This window comes from Jannaschia sp. S6380 (genome assembly GCF_023015695.1).
Lineage (GTDB): Bacteria > Pseudomonadota > Alphaproteobacteria > Rhodobacterales > Rhodobacteraceae > Jannaschia.
The window spans coordinates 717,842-734,772 of sequence record NZ_JALKAS010000002.1; the positions used below are offsets into that span (position 1 = coordinate 717,842).

The 16,931-nt window shown below is 67.8% G+C and carries 17 protein-coding genes; 8 read left to right on the forward strand and 9 right to left on the reverse strand.

Annotated elements, in window-relative coordinates:
• Positions 1-79: 79 nt before the first annotated feature.
• On the forward strand, positions 80-1,468 hold the full coding sequence (locus MWU52_RS16595) for an FAD-binding oxidoreductase (protein WP_246954185.1): 1,389 nt from the start codon (positions 80-82) through the stop codon (positions 1,466-1,468).
• Here MWU52_RS16595 and MWU52_RS16600 read toward each other — a convergent pair.
• The 4 genes from MWU52_RS16600 to MWU52_RS16615 all read right to left on the reverse strand — a co-directional run bounded on the left by MWU52_RS16600 (position 1,465) and on the right by MWU52_RS16615 (position 5,003).
• Positions 1,465-1,908: a DMT family transporter gene (locus MWU52_RS16600; protein ID WP_246954186.1), complete on the reverse strand. Its 444-nt coding sequence runs from the start codon at positions 1,906-1,908 to the stop codon at positions 1,465-1,467. The two genes, MWU52_RS16595 and MWU52_RS16600, sit on opposite strands and share 4 nt — an antisense overlap.
• Positions 1,905-2,618, reverse strand: a complete 714-nt coding sequence (locus tag MWU52_RS16605; protein ID WP_246954187.1) for an alpha/beta fold hydrolase — start codon at positions 2,616-2,618, stop codon at positions 1,905-1,907. Before MWU52_RS16605 ends, MWU52_RS16600 begins: the two co-directional genes overlap by 4 nt.
• Positions 2,615-3,907, reverse strand: a complete 1,293-nt coding sequence (locus MWU52_RS16610; RefSeq protein ID WP_246954188.1) for an FAD-dependent oxidoreductase — start codon at positions 3,905-3,907, stop codon at positions 2,615-2,617. The genes MWU52_RS16605 and MWU52_RS16610 overlap by 4 nt, the downstream gene beginning before the upstream one ends.
• Before the next feature lie 193 nt (positions 3,908-4,100).
• Positions 4,101-5,003: a rhodanese-related sulfurtransferase gene (locus tag MWU52_RS16615; protein ID WP_246954189.1), complete on the reverse strand. Its 903-nt coding sequence runs from the start codon at positions 5,001-5,003 to the stop codon at positions 4,101-4,103.
• A gap of 72 nt (positions 5,004-5,075) precedes the next feature.
• Between MWU52_RS16615 and pncA the strand changes: the two genes are divergently transcribed.
• Positions 5,076-5,675 carry a bifunctional nicotinamidase/pyrazinamidase gene (pncA, locus tag MWU52_RS16620; protein WP_246954190.1) on the forward strand — a complete coding sequence of 200 codons (600 nt, stop codon included), beginning with the start codon at positions 5,076-5,078 and terminating at the stop codon, positions 5,673-5,675.
• A gap of 43 nt (positions 5,676-5,718) precedes the next feature.
• The gene (gene pncB, locus MWU52_RS16625; RefSeq protein ID WP_246954191.1) at positions 5,719-7,011 is read left to right on the forward strand and encodes a nicotinate phosphoribosyltransferase; all 1,293 of its coding nucleotides are present in this window, start codon (positions 5,719-5,721) and stop codon (positions 7,009-7,011) included.
• Here pncB and MWU52_RS16630 read toward each other — a convergent pair whose 3' ends face one another.
• The 4 genes from MWU52_RS16630 to MWU52_RS16645 form a co-directional block, all read right to left on the reverse strand.
• A complete protein-coding gene (locus tag MWU52_RS16630; RefSeq protein WP_246954193.1) occupies positions 7,012-8,037 on the reverse strand; it encodes a hypothetical protein in 1,026 nt (341 codons plus the stop codon). It abuts the gene before it with no gap.
• A gap of 153 nt (positions 8,038-8,190) precedes the next feature.
• The gene (arfB, locus tag MWU52_RS16635) at positions 8,191-8,610 is read right to left on the reverse strand and encodes an alternative ribosome rescue aminoacyl-tRNA hydrolase ArfB (RefSeq protein WP_246954194.1); all 420 of its coding nucleotides are present in this window, start codon (positions 8,608-8,610) and stop codon (positions 8,191-8,193) included.
• 376 nt (positions 8,611-8,986) lie between these two features.
• Entirely contained in the window at positions 8,987-9,583 is a 597-nt protein-coding gene (locus tag MWU52_RS16640; RefSeq protein ID WP_246954195.1) for a queuosine precursor transporter, read from the reverse strand.
• A gap of 62 nt (positions 9,584-9,645) precedes the next feature.
• A complete protein-coding gene (locus MWU52_RS16645) occupies positions 9,646-10,680 on the reverse strand; it encodes an FAD-dependent oxidoreductase (protein WP_246954647.1) in 1,035 nt (344 codons plus the stop codon).
• A 54-nt stretch (positions 10,681-10,734) separates the two neighbouring features.
• Between MWU52_RS16645 and mnmD the strand changes: the two genes are divergently transcribed.
• The gene (mnmD, locus tag MWU52_RS16650) at positions 10,735-11,388 is read left to right on the forward strand and encodes a tRNA (5-methylaminomethyl-2-thiouridine)(34)-methyltransferase MnmD (RefSeq protein WP_246954196.1); all 654 of its coding nucleotides are present in this window, start codon (positions 10,735-10,737) and stop codon (positions 11,386-11,388) included.
• The gene (locus MWU52_RS16655) at positions 11,385-12,242 is read left to right on the forward strand and encodes a DMT family transporter (protein ID WP_246954197.1); all 858 of its coding nucleotides are present in this window, start codon (positions 11,385-11,387) and stop codon (positions 12,240-12,242) included. The genes mnmD and MWU52_RS16655 overlap by 4 nt, the downstream gene beginning before the upstream one ends.
• A gap of 12 nt (positions 12,243-12,254) precedes the next feature.
• Here the strand turns inward: MWU52_RS16655 and MWU52_RS16660 are convergent, their stop codons facing one another.
• Positions 12,255-14,234, reverse strand: coding sequence for a lytic transglycosylase domain-containing protein (locus MWU52_RS16660; protein WP_246954198.1), 1,980 nt, complete (start codon positions 14,232-14,234; stop codon positions 12,255-12,257).
• 136 nt (positions 14,235-14,370) lie between these two features.
• On the opposite strand from MWU52_RS16660, the gene dapA reads away from it, so the two are divergent.
• Genes dapA through smpB form a run of 3 tightly spaced genes read left to right on the forward strand, consistent with a single transcriptional unit; the run spans position 14,371 to position 16,898 of the window.
• Positions 14,371-15,243 (forward strand): 4-hydroxy-tetrahydrodipicolinate synthase, encoded by an 873-nt coding sequence (gene dapA, locus MWU52_RS16665; RefSeq protein ID WP_246954199.1) that lies wholly within the window; start codon positions 14,371-14,373, stop codon positions 15,241-15,243.
• A gap of 8 nt (positions 15,244-15,251) precedes the next feature.
• Positions 15,252-16,412, forward strand: coding sequence for an MFS transporter (locus tag MWU52_RS16670; protein ID WP_246954200.1), 1,161 nt, complete (start codon positions 15,252-15,254; stop codon positions 16,410-16,412).
• Between the two features lie 9 nt (positions 16,413-16,421).
• Positions 16,422-16,898, forward strand: a complete 477-nt coding sequence (smpB, locus tag MWU52_RS16675) for an SsrA-binding protein SmpB (RefSeq protein ID WP_246954201.1) — start codon at positions 16,422-16,424, stop codon at positions 16,896-16,898.
• Positions 16,899-16,931 lie beyond the last annotated feature (33 nt).

The window sequence follows — 16,931 nt, forward strand, 5'->3', positions numbered from 1 at the left end:
GATCGCGGGGGCGTCAAGACCGGCACGCCCGCTTTTCATCGCCGCCGGCCCATGTCACCGTCCGGTGCGGAGGTATGCGATGAAAGACCGGTCCGATCCCCTGTCCGACCTGCGCGCGGTGCTGGGCGACGCCCATGTCCTGACCGGGGACGCGACCGAAAGGTTCGCCCGCGACTGGACGGGCAAGTGGCGAGCCGATCCGCTGGCCGTGGTCCGCCCCGCCGACACGGCCCAAGTGGCCGAGGTGGTCCGGCTGGCGGCGCGTCACGACCTGGCCCTTGTTCCCGTCGGCGGCAATACCGGGCTGGTCGGGGGCACCGCGAACGAAGGCGCGGTTATGGTTTCGCTGGAGCGGATGTCGGCGATCGGGCCGGTCAACGCGGACGCGGGCACCGTCACCGTCGGCGCCGGCGCGATCCTGTCGGACATCCACGATGCGGTTGCCGAACACGGGCTGATCTTTCCGCTGACCTTCGGGGCGCGCGGATCGGCGCGTGTGGGCGGGTTCCTGTCGACCAACGCGGGCGGGTCCAACGTGGTGCGCTACGGGCCCACGCGCGGATTGGTCCTGGGGTTGGAGGTCGTGCTGGCCGACGGGCGCGTCCTCGACCTGATGGGCCAGTTGCGGAAGGACAATTCGGGCTATGACCTGCGCGACCTGTTCATCGGGGCCGAAGGGACGCTGGGCATCGTCACCGCCGCGGTCCTGCGCCTGACGCCCGCCCCGCGCCATCATGCCGCCGCGCTGGTGGCGATCCGCGATCTTCCGGCGTCCCTGAACCTGCTGCGGCGTCTGCAGGAAGCGACCGACGGCGCGGTCGAGGCATTCGAATACATGCCCCGAACCTATATGGAGGCGCTGGCGCGGCACCGCCCCGACCTGCGCCAGCCCTTCGCGATCCACGACCATTGCGTGATGGTCGACCTCGGCGGCCTGTCGCGCCCATTGGGCGACGCGCTGGAGGCGGCCCTTGGCGAAGCCGCCGAGGCAGGCGAGGTGCTCGACGCGATGATCGCCCAGAACGAGGCCCAACGTCGCCACATCTGGGAAATGCGCGAGACCGCCGCCGAGGTCACCTTCACCCGCCTGCCCATCGTCGACAACGACGTGGCTTTGCCATTGGACGGCGTCGCGCCCTTCATCGAACGGATGCATGACCGCCTGGCCCGGCTGGATGCGCGGGCCGATACCCTGATCGTGGCCCATCTGGGCGACGGCAACGTGCACCTGACTGTCTATCCGACCCGCGACGATGCCCCCCATCTCGACGCGATCCGCACGATGGTGGAGGACGTGACCGTCGAACTGGGCGGCTCGATCAGCGCCGAGCATGGCGTGGGCCTCTCCAAGCTGGCCACTATGACGCGGCGCAAGGACCCGGTGGCGTTGGATGTGATGCGCGCGATCAAGGCGGCACTGGATCCCGAGGACCGGATGAACCCCGGCAAGGTCATTCCTCCGGGCTAACCGCGCCCCGCCAGTTGCGTCACCGCCAACCCGGCCGCCATCACGATCAGGCCACCCGCGCGCAGGGGCGACAGCGGGACGGCGCGAGCGCCGAACAGGCCGAAATGGTCGATTGCCGCCGCCGAAAGGATCTGGCCCAGCAATACGAAGAACACCGCGTTCCCGACCCCGAAGGAGGGCGCGATATAGGTGACCGAAAGCACGTAGAACGCGATCAGCACGCCCGCCAGGAACAGGTGCCACGGCTGCCCCGCAACCCGCAGGATCGCGGCCGGCCCCGTGATCGCGACCGCCACGCCGGCCACGGCCAGCGCGATCGCGAACAGGACGACCGCCGCGGCCGCAGGCGCGCCGACATTCGCGCCCAGCCGTGCATTCAGCGCCGCCAGGACCGGAATGCCGATGCCCGCGGCCAGCATGGTCAGCGCCTGGTACGTCACCTGCGTCCCTCCGCGGCATCGACCTCGGCCAGCCACGCGCGCAAGTGGGTGTCGACCGTTTCCGGCTGCTCCAACGTGGGCAGGTGGCCGGCGCCATCCAGCACCTCCAGCCGCGAACCGGCCACGAGTGATGCCATCAACTCATGGCGGTGAACGGGGCAGAGCGCATCCTGGCGTCCGCACAGGATCAACGTCGGCACCGAGGCCGCGCGCAGTGCTTCCTGTCTGTCGTCCCGCGTCTGCAACGCCCGTGACTGGCGGACGAAGACATCGGGGCCCAGCGCCTCGGCCATGGCCATGCAGGTATCCAGGATGGCGCCCCGGTTGGGCGTGTCGGCCAGGTAATTGGGCTTCATCTCGTGCCGCATCACCGCGCGCAGCGCGCCGCCACGCACCCGCGCGATCTGCGGTTCGCGCCGCCCGGCCACCTCGGGGTGTTCGGCCTTGGGATTGGTGTCCATCAGGCACAGCCCGGCAATCCTGTCCGGGGCCTGCGCCAGCATCTCCATCGCGACGATCCCGCCCATGCTGAGCCCGCCAAGCGCGAAGCGGGGCGGCGCGTCCGCCAGAACGGCACGGGCCAAGGCGGCCGTCGTATCGTGCCCGGTGATCGGCGCCACCATGACGGCGCGGTCGTGAATCGCGACCAGTTGCGGTGCGAACAGGCGCGCATCGCACATCATCCCCGGCAGCAGGACCAGCGGCGTCATCCCAGCACCGAGGTGCTGGCCGAAGCGGCCGCCGGGCGCAGGCGCGAGAACAGGGCCGTTCCGATCTCGTGTCCCGTCATCGGCAGGCGCAGGCGCAAGGGCGACGCATCGTGGTCGCCGCCACCCTCGCAATAGGCGACCAGCGCCGCCATCAGGCGGCCAATGACCGGCGCGGTCTTGAACTGGTTCCCGCTGGTCCCGCAGGCCATGTAGAACCCCGGAAGCGTGCTGCGATCGTAGATCGGAACCCAATCGTCGCTGACGTCATAGACGCCCACCGCCCCCGGTATGCGCGACGGGATCGGCAGACCGGGCAGCCGCTGCGCCTGGCGCAATGCCTGCCTTTCGGCCTGCGCGCCCACGGCATCGGCCGCCGGCAGGTCCGAGGGCAGCCAGATTTCCGGATCGCAGGCCGCCCCTTCTGTCCCGATCGCGATCCGCCCGCCGCTGTCGGGCTTGGAGTAGCAGCCGATATCGGCGTCCGACACGATGATGCCCCTTCCGGCCATGTCGAAGCCCCGCGGGGCGGGGACCGATGCCGTCTCGACCTGTTGCGGCCGGATGCCGCGCACCATGTCCGCCGTCACGCCCGCCATCGCGTTGATCGCCCGCGATCCGGGACCGGCGGCGTTGACCACGATCCTGGCCGCGATGCGCCGCCCGTCAGCCAGCTGCACGCCCTCGACCCGCGTCCCGCGCAGGATGGCCGCGACCTCGCCCTGCACGCGCTCCGCCCCGGCCAGTGCGGCAGATTGGGCCAGGTTCTGCGCGGCCAGGGCCGGGTCGTCGACATATCCGGCGTCGGGCCAGAACACGCCGCCCGCGATTGCGCCGCCTGTGGGCTCCGCGAACCCCGCGTCGTCGGGCGCTTTCGGCGGCCAGAAGCATGATAGGTCCGGATCGGGTAAGGCGTCACGGATCCGGTCTGCATCCCATTCCTCGAAGGGGATGCCCAGATCGCGGCTGTGGCCCATCGCCCGGACCAGCCCGCCGTTGGTGGCATGCTTCATCACGAGGCACCCGGTCCTGCGGAACCGCGCCCGGGGACCATCCGCCGGCAGGGCCAGGAACGTGTCCCAATCGGCCCAGTGATGCTGCCCCTCCCAGGCCAGTGCGGTGCCCTCGCGGCTGGAATAGTGCATCCGCACCACCCCCGAGGAGGCCGAGGTCGATCCGTGTCCCGCGACCGCGTTTCGGTCGACCGTCACGACCGGATGCCCGGCGCGCGCCAGTGCCAACGCGACCGCGCTGCCGATGACCCCCGATCCGATGACGACGACCCGTTCCATGGGCCCGAGGGAACACGCGCTAGGCGGGTGCGACAACCCGTGATACCCTCATTTACGGGTTTTCGTGATCGGGAGGCATAGCGATGACCGACTTCTTCATTCTCGCCGTCGCGGTTTTCGCCGCGCTCGTGGTGGTCCGGCTCCTGATCGTCGACTGGGCGCCGCAGGACGAGTCCGAAGAGACCCAGGGAAACTAGCCGCCCAAGTGTCTTGTGCCCCGTGCGCGGGCCAGCGCGATCTGTCGCGTCCGTTCCCGAAAACGTGCCCGATCCGCCGCGTCGAATGCGTCCAGACACCTGTGACACTGCACGCCAGGCTCATATTCGGGGCGTTTCGTATCCGCGCGCGACAGCGGTTTGCGACAGGCGTGACACAATAGGTGATCGCCCGGCCTCAGCTCATGTCCGACACTGACGCGGTCATCAAAGACGAAACATTCCCCGTGCCACAGGCTGTCGGTCTCGGGCACCGCCTCGAGGTATTTCAGGATCCCGCCCTGCAGGTGGACGACGTCCTCCACCCCTTCGCCGCGCAGGAAGGCCGTCGACTTTTCGCACCTGATTCCCCCGGTGCAGAACATCGCGATCCGCTTTCCGGCCATCCGATCGGCGTTTTTCCGCCACCAGTCCGGGAAGTCGCCAAAGGCCTCCGTCTCGGGGTCCAGCGCACCCGCGAAACTGCCGATCGCGACCTCATAGGCGTTGCGCGTGTCGATCACGACCGTGCCCGGATCCCGGATCACATCATTCCAGTCGGCCGGCGCGACATGTCGGCCCGTACCGGCGCGCGGATCCACATGCGGCTGGCCCATGGTCACGATCTCGCGCTTCACGCGCACCTTCATGCGACCGAAGGGGGCGGCGTCGGCCTCCGACCGTTTGACCTCGATCCCGCCGCAGCCGGGCAGGGCGCGCACATGCGACAACACCGCCTCCACCCCCGCGGGCGGGCCCGCGATTGTGCCGTTGATCCCCTCCTGCGCCAGCAGCAGCGTGCCGGTCACGCCGTGGCCGCGACAAACCGCCAAAAGCGAGTCGCGCAGGGCGGCCGGATCGGGGAACGGCGTGAACCGGTAAAGGGCGGCGATGGCGAACATGCCCGCCCGATAAGGCGTTGCGCCCGCGCCCTCAAGCCGTAGGCTGCCCCCGCACACCCCGGAGAGACCCGCATGACCGCAGCCCTGATCGTGATCGATGTCCAGAACGGCTTCTGTCCGGGCGGCAACCTGGCCGTGCCCGGCGGCGACGCGGTGGTGCCGGGCATCAATGCGCTCATGGGCGATTTCGCCCACGTTGTCCTGACGCAGGATTGGCATCCCGCCGACCACTCCTCCTTCGCCAGCAACCACCCCGGCCGCGCGCCCTATGACGCGGTCGAGATGCCTTACGGCCCGCAGGTCCTCTGGCCCGACCACTGCATCCAGGGCACGGACGACGCGGCCTTTCATGCGGAGCTCGACAGCGACCGCGCCCGTGCGGTCATCCGCAAGGGAATGAACCCGGCCATCGACAGCTACTCCGCCTTTTTCGAGAACGACCGGGCGACGCCTACGGGTCTCGACGGCCTGTTGCGCGCCCTGGGCGCCACCGAGCTGACGATGGTGGGCCTCGCGCTCGATTTCTGCGTCAACTTCTCCGCCCTCGACGCCGCGCGCCTGGGCTATGCCGTTACCGTCCGGCGTGACCTGACCCGCGCCATCGACCTCGATGGCTCCCGCGCGGCGGCCGAGGATGGGATGCGTGCGGCTGGTATCACCCTGACCGAATGACGCCCTTCGGCGCACGCCAACCCCCGATGGTCAAAGGACACCAATGATCGACATCGCCACCCGCGTCTGGAACCACAAGTGGAAGATCGACCCGATCGTCCGTTCCCTCATCGACACCGATTTCTACAAACTCCTGATGTGCCAGTCCGTGTTCCGCAATCGCCCCGACACGCAGGTCACGTTCAGCCTCATCAACCGTTCCGCCCACATCCCCCTCGCCGACCTCATCGACGAAGGCGAGCTGCGCGAGCAACTCGACCACGTCCGCTCCCTCTCGCTGACCCGCGGCGAATCCACCTGGCTGCGCGGCAACACCTTCTACGGCAAGCGCCAGATGTTTCGCTCCGACTTCATGGAATGGTTCGAGACCCTGCGCCTGCCGCCCTACGACCTGACCCGCCACGGCGACCAGTACGAGCTCACCTTCGAAGGCGCCTGGCCCGAGGTCATGCTGTGGGAAATTCCTGCCCTCGCCATCCTGATGGAACTCCGCTCCCGCGCCGTTCTACGCGATATGGGCCGCTTCGAACTCCAGGTCCTCTATGCCCGCGCCATGACCCGCGTGTGGGAAAAGGTCGAACGCCTCCGCCCCCTCGACGGTCTGCGCCTCGCCGATTTCGGCACGCGGCGCCGCCATTCCTTCCTGTGGCAGGATTGGTGCGTCCAGGCCCTGCAGGAAGGGTTGGGCGACGCCTTCGCCGGCACCTCCAACTGCCTGATCGCCAAGAACCGCGATGTCGAGGCTATCGGCACCAACGCCCACGAACTCCCCATGGTCTATTCCGCGCTGGCCGACGGCGACGACGCGCTGGCCCGCGCCCCCTACGACGTGCTCGCCGATTGGCACGAGGAGCATGACGGCAACCTCCGCGTCATCCTGCCTGACACCTACGGCACGCCCGGCTTCCTGGAGAACGCCCCCGACTGGCTCGCCGGCTGGACCGGCATCCGCATCGACTCGGGCGACCCCGCGACCGGTGCCGAAACGGCCATCCGCTGGTGGAAGAGCCGCGGCGAGGACCCGACCACCAAACTCGTCATCTTCTCCGACGGGCTGGACGTCGAGAAGATCGAACACCTCCACGCGCGGTTCGCCGGCCGGGTGCGGGTCAGCTTCGGCTGGGGGACGCTCCTGACCAACGATTTCCGCGGGCTGGTCGAAGACGACGCCCTGGCCCCGTTCTCGCTGGTCTGCAAGGCCGTGTCTGCGGACGGACGCCCCACGGTCAAGCTCTCGGACAACCCCCGCAAGGCGATGGGACCGGAGGCGGAGGTGGCCCGGTACAAGCGGGTGTTCGGGGTGGGGGAGCAGGTGGGGATGGAGGTTGTGGTTTGATTATTCTTCGAATAAATCGCCCGATCCCGTTTCGCCTTTGCCAGTCTGTTCCGACAAAATCGATTCTAAATCAGCTTGTCGCAGTTCTTTTGATATCGGCATGTCGTTGAACCTGATGATATTTACTGCGACTCGATCTACCTTCCTGCCGTCGACGTAGCGAACAGCCACTTGGGCGATGAGTTCGTCAATAATATGGGATTCTAGAGTGCCCTCGGCCGCCATTTCCCAGAATACTTCATCGATGATGCTAAAGTAGACTGTGCTTCCGCCGTCTTCACGACCTTTCCATTTGCGACGCGTATCGTAACGATTCCAATTGGGGGAACTCACAAAGTATCGTGCAAGCTCAAATCTCCAATCTTTCTCATCTTCTGCTTTTCCAACGCGGACTTGATAACGAGAAAACTCTTCCCGCCGTATTGGAGCCTCATCTTCTTCGCCGAAGCCTACCCCCTTCACTTGAGGATCACTCTCGATCTCATAAAATAAATCGGTTTTCGCAGAAAAAACTCTTGGAAGATCTTCTGGCCGAAAGCCCGATCGGATGAGTCTTTCATTTGAATTGCCAGCTATCTGACGGGTCACTTCCACCAGGACTGCTGTAGTTTCCGCGGCTTCCAACGTCTCCGCATCAACTTCGGAATCTTCTCCATATTCCGACTTATACATCTCTCTCAGGTTTTTGCCAAGTTCCTGAGACCACTCCCGAGGGGGGAGTCCAGATAGACCTTCTAAAAAGCCGTCCATCATATCCCACCCGCCTGTCCCCAGTATTCCTCCGAGGCCTGCAATTACAACTACGCCCAGCTTTTGACGAAAGGACCCTGGTTCTGGGGGGAATACATATATCTGAAATGCAGCATCGATTTGAAAAACTTCATCGAACAATTCTGCTACTAAAGCCTCATACTTACGGGCCGCACCTATAAATGTGCTTAAGCGAAGTCGATTTGAGGGAACGTCGTAGTAGATAGGAACAGCGATGATTGGCCGTCTGTCGGGATCAAATCCGATAATCTCCAAGAGAAAATTTCCTTAGATAAGAGGTGTTTCGCTATACCGATAGCTGAAAGATATCATCTTTGCCAATCCGTAAATCACAGAAGCAGTAGGGTGGACATCACATGCCCAACGCATCCAATGTCCCTCCCATGACTGGTCCCACTACACTCAAACCTACTCCTCCACCCCGCCCCGCAACGCTTTGACCTCCCCCCGCCGCTTCTTCGCTTCCACCCGCTTCCGCTTTTGGTTCGCGCTCACCCGCGTCTTCACCCGAGGTTTCGACTTCACGCAGGCCGCCCGCACCAGCTCCGCCAGCCGGTCCCGCGCGACCGCCCGGTTGCGGGCCTGCGACCGTTCCTCCGAGACCTGGATCACCACCGCCCCCTCCTTCGTCCACCGCCGCCCCGCCAGCCGCCGAAGCCGCGCCTTGACCGGGCCGGGCAGGGAGGGGGAGCGTTCGGCCTCGAAGCGCAGCTCGACCGCCGAGGAGACCTTGTTGACGTTCTGCCCGCCGGGTCCCGAGGCGCGGGTGAACGTCTCGATCATCTCCCAGTCCTGGATCTCGATCCCGTCTGTGATGCGGAGGGGCATGGAGGGGGTCCTCTCGGGGTCGGATGCGTCGGCGGGCAGGAAACGCCGGAGCGGTTAACGAAGCACCCTATGTCATAGAATGTCTGTACAGGGGGTGCACAGGGGGTGTACGCGGGGTGCCCTTGCGGCGGGCCCTTCCACCCAACGAAGAAGGCCGCCCCTCGACAACGGGACGGCCTTCCGAAAGTTCAGGAGGCGGGGTCGGTTAGGTCCTTGACCCGCCAAGGATTTTCACACCCGAGGGCTGCCTCAGATGCGGGCCTCCATGGTTGTCCCGACCGCATTCTCCACCATCTTTCTTGACACTGGATCACCTCCTTTCACTGGTTGCCGATAGTCCGGAGGTTGGCACACATCTGGTGCCGGTCAACCCCCTTTACGCAACCCGTTGGGCCAATTTCATCGTAATGACACGGAACGGCACCAACGCCACAAGCGCCACGCCAAGCTTCACCGCCCAGTCCGCCAGGGCAAGACCAACCCAGAGCGGCCCCACGGCCGTCGCCTCCTGCGCCCAGGACACATCGCCCCAAGATACTGGAAAGGCAAGGAAACCGGCGAAGGCGATCGTGAAGAACAGCGCCGTATCCACCACCGATCCGACAATCGAGGAGGCCAGCGGCGCCACCCACCAGGCCCGTTCGCGCAGCGCCGAGAAGACGCCGAGATCAATCAGTTGCGCGATCAGAAACGCCGTCCCCGAGGCGAGCGCGATGCGCAGCGTCACCAACGGCCCGAAGTCGCCCATGATCTGCGTGCCAATCAGAGTGGAAAAGAGGCCGACCGCGAACCCCGCCAGCACCACCTTCCGGGCGGTCGCGGCACCGAAAACGCGGTTGGTGACGTCGGTCACGAGGAAGGCCAGCGGATAGCTGAACGCCCCCCAGGTCAGCCAACCGTCGGCGATCAGGAACTGCACGCCGATATTCGATGCGACGACGATGGCGGCCATTGCCGCGATAGCGAGGATCATATGGTAACCCGTTTTGACATGGTGGTCGGAGACATGGCTCCGCGGTCGGGGCAGGCGGTCGTCTAGTCCGGCGGGGTCCAGGGCGCAAGCTCCGTCGTCGCGAAGGCCGGTGGAATATGATCGCGGCCTTCCAGGATCAGATCCGCCATGACCTCCGCCACCTTGGGGGCCATGCCGAAACCGATCTTGAAGCCCCCGTTGGCGATGAAATGACCGGGCCGGCCGGGCCAGGGCCCCAGAAGCGGCGCGCGGCTGCGGGCGCGTGGGCGTATCCCCGCCCATCGCCGGATCACCCTCGCCCCGCGTAGGGCCGGGACGGCGGCGAAAGCGCGGGTCAGCAGGTCGTCCAGGCGCGCGTCGGGCAGGGCATCGTCGAACTCCCGCTCGGAAGTGGAGCCGATCGCGGTCGTGCCATCGGCATGCGGCACGACATGCAGGCCATCGACGAAAAGCTGCGGCATGTCCCGCCGATCAAGCTGCAGGAGGGCGGCCTGGCCCTTCACGCCCGTCCCCATGGTGCGGCCCCGCGCGTCGCGCATGTCCCGCAGTCCCTGCCACCCGGTCGCATGCAGCACCGGGCCCTGCGGCGGCGCCTGCGTCGTGACATCGCCGCCCCGTGCACGGATGGCGCAGAGGAGGGCATCGCAGGCGCGGGCGGGATGGATACGGGCGGTCAAGGTGTCTCGGATGACCCGGTCGGTGCCGGGGGACCAATCCTCCGGTGCGGATTCCACCCGCCAGGTCGCCGCACCCCGCCACAGGTCGCGCGCATGCGCCGCGCGCGTCTCGGCCCGGATCAGCGCCGCGTCGTCCGGGATCGGCTGCAGGCGCCCGGTGCGCGCATATCCGGGGTCGCTGCCGCCAACCTGCGCGACCTCGGCCCACCAGGCATCGGCCATCAGAAGGCTGTCCAACTGGAACGCCTTCTTCTCGTTCCATTGCTCCGGCACGTGGGGGGCGAGGGCGCCGACGGTTCCGCCCGACGACCCGCTGGCCGGTCCGTTCGGATCGACGATCCGAACCCGCGCGCCGCGCCGCGTCAGGGCCCAGCCGCAGGCGAGGCCGAAGATGCCCGCCCCGAGAATCGTCACGTCGATTGCCAATGCCCCGCCTTTCGCGTCATCTCCGCCGGGCAGGGCATAGGGCAGGGCATGGCTGGCGAAAACCTCTCTCCGGACATCACTTGGAAGGACGGGACGCCCGTGGCCCGTCGGTTCGACGACCCGTACTATTCGCTCGGCGGAGGGCTGGAGGAGGCGCGGCACGTCTTCCTGCATGGCAACGACCTCCCCGAACGCCTACGCGATGGCTTTCATGTCGGCGAATTGGGGTTCGGTACCGGGCTGAACGCATTGGCGCTTTCGCGGATGGTCCCGGACGGGATGCGGCTGTGCTTCACGTCGTTCGAAGCCTATCCGATGTCCCGCGACGACATGGCCCGAGCCCTCGCACCTTTCGCGGGTCCGGACACGGCGGCCCTGCTCGAACAATGGCCGGCGGAGCGCATGACGCTGCCCGGCCTGGACCTGCGCGTGGTCCTAGGCGACGCACGCGTCACCCTGCCGGCATGGGACGGGCGCGCCGAGGCGTGGTTCCTCGACGGGTTCGCGCCGGCGAAGAACCCCGAGATGTGGGGCGCGGCGCTGATGTCGGCCGTGGCGCGTCACACCGCGCCGGGCGGGACCTTCGCCACCTATACTGCGGCGGGCGCGGTTCGGGCTGCCCTGGGCGCCGCCGGGTTCGACGTCGTTCGCATGCCGGGTTTTGGGCGCAAGCGTCACATGACGCGGGGCCGGCTGGCATGACGGGCGATCGGCTGGGCATCGCGCTGATGGTCGCGACGACCGCGGTCTTCGCGGCGCAGGACGGCCTGTCGCGTCATCTGGCCGCCGAATACAACGTGCTGATGATCGTAATGATCCGGTACTGGTTCTTCGCCGCTTTCGTCATCGCCCTCGCCGCGCGTCACGCGGGCGGCCTGCGCGCCGCGGCCCGGACGTCGCAGCCGGTTGTCCAGGCCGTTCGCGGTCTGCTTCTGGTGGCCGAGATCTGCGTGATGGTCGGTGGATTCGTCCTGCTGGGCTTGGTCGAGAGCCATGCCATCTTCGCGGTCTACCCGCTTCTGGTGGCGGCATTGTCGGGTCCCCTGCTGGGGGAGCGTGTGGGCTGGCGGCGTTGGGCCGCGATCGCGCTCGGCTTCGTGGGGGTCCTGGTGATCCTGCGTCCGGGCGCCGCCGTTTTTTCGCCGGCGGCCCTGGTTCCCCTGGCGGCGGCAACGATGTTCGCCGTCTATGCCCTGCTGACGCGTTTCGTGGCACGACGGGACACGACGGCGACCAGTTTCTTCTGGACCGGCGTGGTGGGCGCAGTCGCGATCACCGCGGTCGGCGTCTGGACGTGGGAGCCGATGGCCCGCGACGACTGGATCTGGATGGCCGCGCTCTGCCTTGCGGGCGCGTCCGGGCACTGGCTCCTGATCCGCGCCTATGCCGCGGCCGAGGCCAGTACCGTCCAGCCATTCGCCTATCTGCAACTGGTCTTCGCCTCGCTGATCGGCGTGCTGGTCTTTTCCGAGACGGTGGCACCGCATGTCCTGCTGGGCGCGGCCATCGTGATCGCGGCCGGGCTTTTCACGCTGCTCCGCCAGCGGGCGGCCTGAGGGCGCGCCCTGTCAGTTGCCGCGCGTGGTCCCGACGCCCGGCGGCACCAGCGTCTCGTAGCCGTCCTTCAGCCATTCGAGCAGCGGGACGTCATCCGTCCGGCCCGTCAGTCGCGCGTGATAGGGCAGAAGGCTCTCGGACACCCGCATGATGTAGTTGCGCGTCTCCGAGAACGGCACATCTTCGATCCAGTCGACGACATCGACCGACGGGTCGGAGGGATCGCCGAACCGGCGCGACCAACGCCGCGCCCGGCTGGGCCCGGCGTTGTAGGCGGCCGGGACCAGCACCGGCGAATAGCCGAACTCCAGCTCCAACTCGCCCAGGTAGGCCGTGCCCAGCCGCGCGTTGTAGAGCGGGTCGGCCAGGAGGGCCGATTGCCGATAGGGCAGCCCGACCAGCCCCGCCATTTCGCGTGCCGTGCCGGGCATCAGCTGCATCAGGCCGGCCGCGCCGGCGCCGGACGTGACGACGGGGTCGAACTCGCTCTCGCGCCGGGCGATCGACAGCGCCAGTTCCGGCGCGACCGGGCTGTCGAGTTCGGCCAGTTCGGTCAGGGGGAAATAGCCGCGGTGCAGCTCATGCCCGGCCTGCGCCGCGCGTTTCGCGACCAGCAGCGCGATATGCGGGTCTTTCAGATCGTCGAGTACGACGTCGATCAGGGTCCCGATCTCCGCCCGCGGAAGGCTTTCGGCAAGATGTGTCAGGAAGCGTTCCGCCAGGTTGCGTTCGCCCATGTCGTTCAACAGGCGACCGGCGGCCAGCACGGTGCTGTCCGCGAAGGACGTCGCCGCAAGCGGCGGGAATGCCTCCGTCCCCGTCAACAGGGGATCGGCGGGCAGGCCCGCCCGTGCCGCGGCGAGCTGACCGTAGAAGCTCGTCTGGAACTGCGCACCCTGGGCGTAGGCCGCGCCGGCGCCCGAAAGGTCGCCTGCCGCCTCGAGCGCGCGGCCGAGCCAATATCCCGCCCGCCCCTTGGAAATGGGCGAGGCGACGTTGGCGTCGAAGATGCGGAAATGTGCTGCCGCGTCCTCCGGCCGGTCCAGGAAACGCAGCGCGATGTAGCCCGCCAGCCATTCGGTTGCCGCGATGTTGCGATCGCCGTCCGGCAGATGATTGCGCGCCGCGACGCGATAGGCGTCCTCGGGTCGGCCATCCTGCATCAGCCCGCGCGCCAGGCGTTCGCGATGCGCGCCCCATTCAACCGGCGCGCCTAACGTGTCCGCCGTCTCGTCATAGGCGAAAAGCAACTCCAGCGCGTCGTCCCGGCGGCCCTTGTCCAGGCGCCAGCGGAATCGTTCGTAGGCAAGCCCCTGATGGTCGCGGAACGCCTCGGGCACCGCCTCGATCAGGGTGTCCACGCCGGGGCGGCCGTCGCGCAGCGCGATGCGGGCCCGCGCCAGGGCGGCTTCGGGCCCGGACACGCGGGCCAGCACGCGTTCCGCCGAACTCAGGTCGCCGGACCAGACCATGGCATCCAGCCGGGCGCCGTCGAACGGTCGGAGGATGTCATCGAAGATCTCCAGGAAGCCCGCCTCCGACGATGCCGGCATCGGCATCGAAAGCCAGGCGTCGATGGCGACCGTTTCTGCCTCGGTGTGGCGCCCCTCGGCACGCAGGGCGATGGCCAGAAGCAGGGCCCCTTTCGACGTGCGCGGGGACTGGCCCGCGAAGAAGGCGATGATCCGCGCGGGCGAGGTCGTGGGCGGGATGTCCAGTTCCACCCGCGCGCGCAGCAGGTCCAGCCCCGGCCAGTCGGCGTTCCGGATCAGGAACGCCTCGCCCTCCGCGAAGGTGCCCAGCCGGTTGCGCAGCAGATGCCAGTGCAGCAGGTCGCGCGCCAACACGTCGTCGATCTCGGACAACTGGGCGCGGGCCTGCCCGGTCTCGCCCGAACGCAACGCCTCCAGCCCGCGCGCCAGATCGGAATCGGCCGCGGCAGGCAGGAGCGAGAGGAGCACCGCGAGCGCGGCGAACAGTAGGGTCGGCATCTTGGCGTCTCTGATAGCGTGTTTCGCCTCGTGTTGCGACTAGCAGCGTCGCGCGGCCTCGGGAACCATCGCCTTGCCGTGTCCGATCGCCGCGGCTAGTTTCCGCGCGATCTCGGACCTTACGGAGGAAGCACCGATGTTCAAAGGCTCCATGCCGGCACTGGTGACCCCCTTCGCCAAGGGCCGGATCGATTTCGATGCACTGGACGCGTTGGTCGACTGGCAGATCGAGGAGGGCTCGCATGGGCTGGTTCCCGTCGGCACGACCGGCGAAAGCCCCACCCTGAGCCACGAGGAGCACGAGGCCGTCGTCGAGGCCGTCGTCCGCCGCGCCGCCGGCCGCGTCAAGGTCATCGCCGGTGCCGGATCGAACAACACTGCCGAGGCGCTGCGCTTCGTCGAACATGCGCGCGACGTGGGCGCGGACGGGGCCCTGGTGGTTACGCCCTATTACAACAAGCCGACGCAGGCCGGGCTGATCGCGCATTACGCCGCGCTGAACGAGGTCGGCCTGCCGATCGTCATCTACAACATCCCCGGCCGGTCCGTCGTCGACATGGCGCCCGCCACCATGGGCGAACTGGCCAAGCTGCCCAATATCGTGGGCGTCAAGGACAGCACCGGCGACGTCACCCGCGTCAGCGCGCAGGCCATGGCCTGCGGTTCCGATTTCGTGCAGCTGTCGGGCGAGGATGCGATGGCCGTCGCCTTCAATGCCCAAGGCGGGCAGGGCTGCATCTCGGTCACCTGCAACGTCGCCCCGCGCCTCCTGAGCGAGATGCACGAGGCCTGCTTCGTCAACGATTTCGCCGCCGCCCGCGACATCCAGGACCGCCTCATGCCCCTTCACCACGCGATCTTTGCCGAACCGGGCCTGGTGGGCGCGAAATACGCACTGTCCCTGCTCGGCCGCTGCTCGGAGGAGGTACGTCTGCCGCTGGTCGGCGCGACCGAAGGCACCAGGGCCCGGATCGCCGACGCGATGCGCCACGCGGGCCTGCTGAACTGACCCACCGCATGCCTGCGGGGCTGATCCCCGTCCTGTCGCTGGCCAACTTCGTCATCGGCATGGGCGCCTTCCTCGTCGTGGGCGCGCTGACGCCGATCGCGCGCGGCCTGTCGATGTCCGCGGCCGAGGCCGGTTCGGTCCTGACCGTCTATGCCCTGTCCTACGCGGTCCTCTCGCCGGTGTTGGTCGCGCTGACCGGACGCATCGGGCGCCGGCGGGTGATGACGGCCGGAATGGTCCTGTTCGCGGCCGGCGCGACCGCCTCGGCCCTCGCCCCGTCCGAGGGGTGGCTGCTCGCCGCGCGCGTTTTGGCTGCGTCGGGGGCGGGGATGACCACGCCGGTGGCCGCCGCCGTCGCCGTGGCCCTCGCCCCGCCCGAGGCGCGCGGGCGCGTTCTGGCCCGTGTTTTCCTGGGGCTGACCCTGGCCCAGGTCGCCGGTGTCCCCTTCGGCAGTTGGGTGGCCTACGCGCATGGCTGGCGCGCGGCCTTCGTGCTGGTGGCGGGTCTGGCCGCGCTGGCGGCGGTTGCAATCTGGATCCGGGTCCCGGCGGGGCTCTCGTTCCAGCCGGTGCGTCTTGCCGATCTGGCGGCCGTGCTGCGCGCCCCGCGCCTGATGCTGGCAATCCTGTTCACGGCCAGTTTCCTCGGCGCGATCTACGTGCCGTTCACCTATGTCGCCCCGCTGCTGGAGACGACGCTCGGGCTCGGCCGCGACGGGGTGACGCTGGCGCTCGTCATCGCGGGGGCGGGGGCGGTCGTGGGCAACCTTGCGGGCGGGCGCATGTCCGACCGGCTGGGGCCGTACCGCTCGCTTCTGATCCTCGCGTGCCTCCAGGTCGGGCTCATGCCGCTCCTGTCGCTGCTGCCGGTGCCGCTTGCCGCGGCCTTCGCGCTGATCTTCGTGTGGATGGCCGCGGGCTATGCGTTCAACGCAGGGCAGCAGGTGCGGCTGGTCGCGCTGGCCGGAGCGCGCGCCCCAGTGGCGCTGTCGCTGCACGCGGCCTCGATCTATCTGGGCGCGGCCATCGGAGCGGCGGCGGGCGGCGTGGTCGTGGCACGCTACGGCGTGGGCGCGGCGGGGCTGGCGGGCGGGATCGCGGCGCTGGGGGCCGTGGTGCACATCGTCATGTCGCGCCAGCCCGTGGACACCGACCGGGCGGACGCCTAAGTCAGCCCCATGGCCAAGGATGACAAGGACAAGAACTACAAGGTGATCGCCGAGAACCGGCGTGCCCGCTACGACTATGCCATCGAGGACGACCTGGAATGCGGGATCATGCTCGAGGGGTCGGAGGTCAAGTCGCTGCGCCAGGGCGGCGCCAACATCGCCGAGAGCTATGCCGAGGTGAAGGAGGGGGAGCTGTGGCTGGTCAACGGCTACATCGCCCCCTACGTCCAAGCTAGGACTTTCGGGCACGAGGAGCGCCGCCGCCGCAAACTGCTGGTATCGCGGCGGGAAATCTCCCGCCTGTGGAACGCCACGGCCCGCGAGGGATACACGATCGTCCCGCTCGTGCTGTATTTCAACCACCGCGGAATGGTGAAGATCAAGATCGGCGTCGGCAAGGGCAAGAAAAACCACGACAAGCGCGAAGCGTCGGCCAAGCGCGACTGGCAGCGTCAGAAGGCCCGGCTTCTCAAGGATCACGGGTGAGGCCCGTCCGTCCCGGGGCGGATCGTGCGCCGA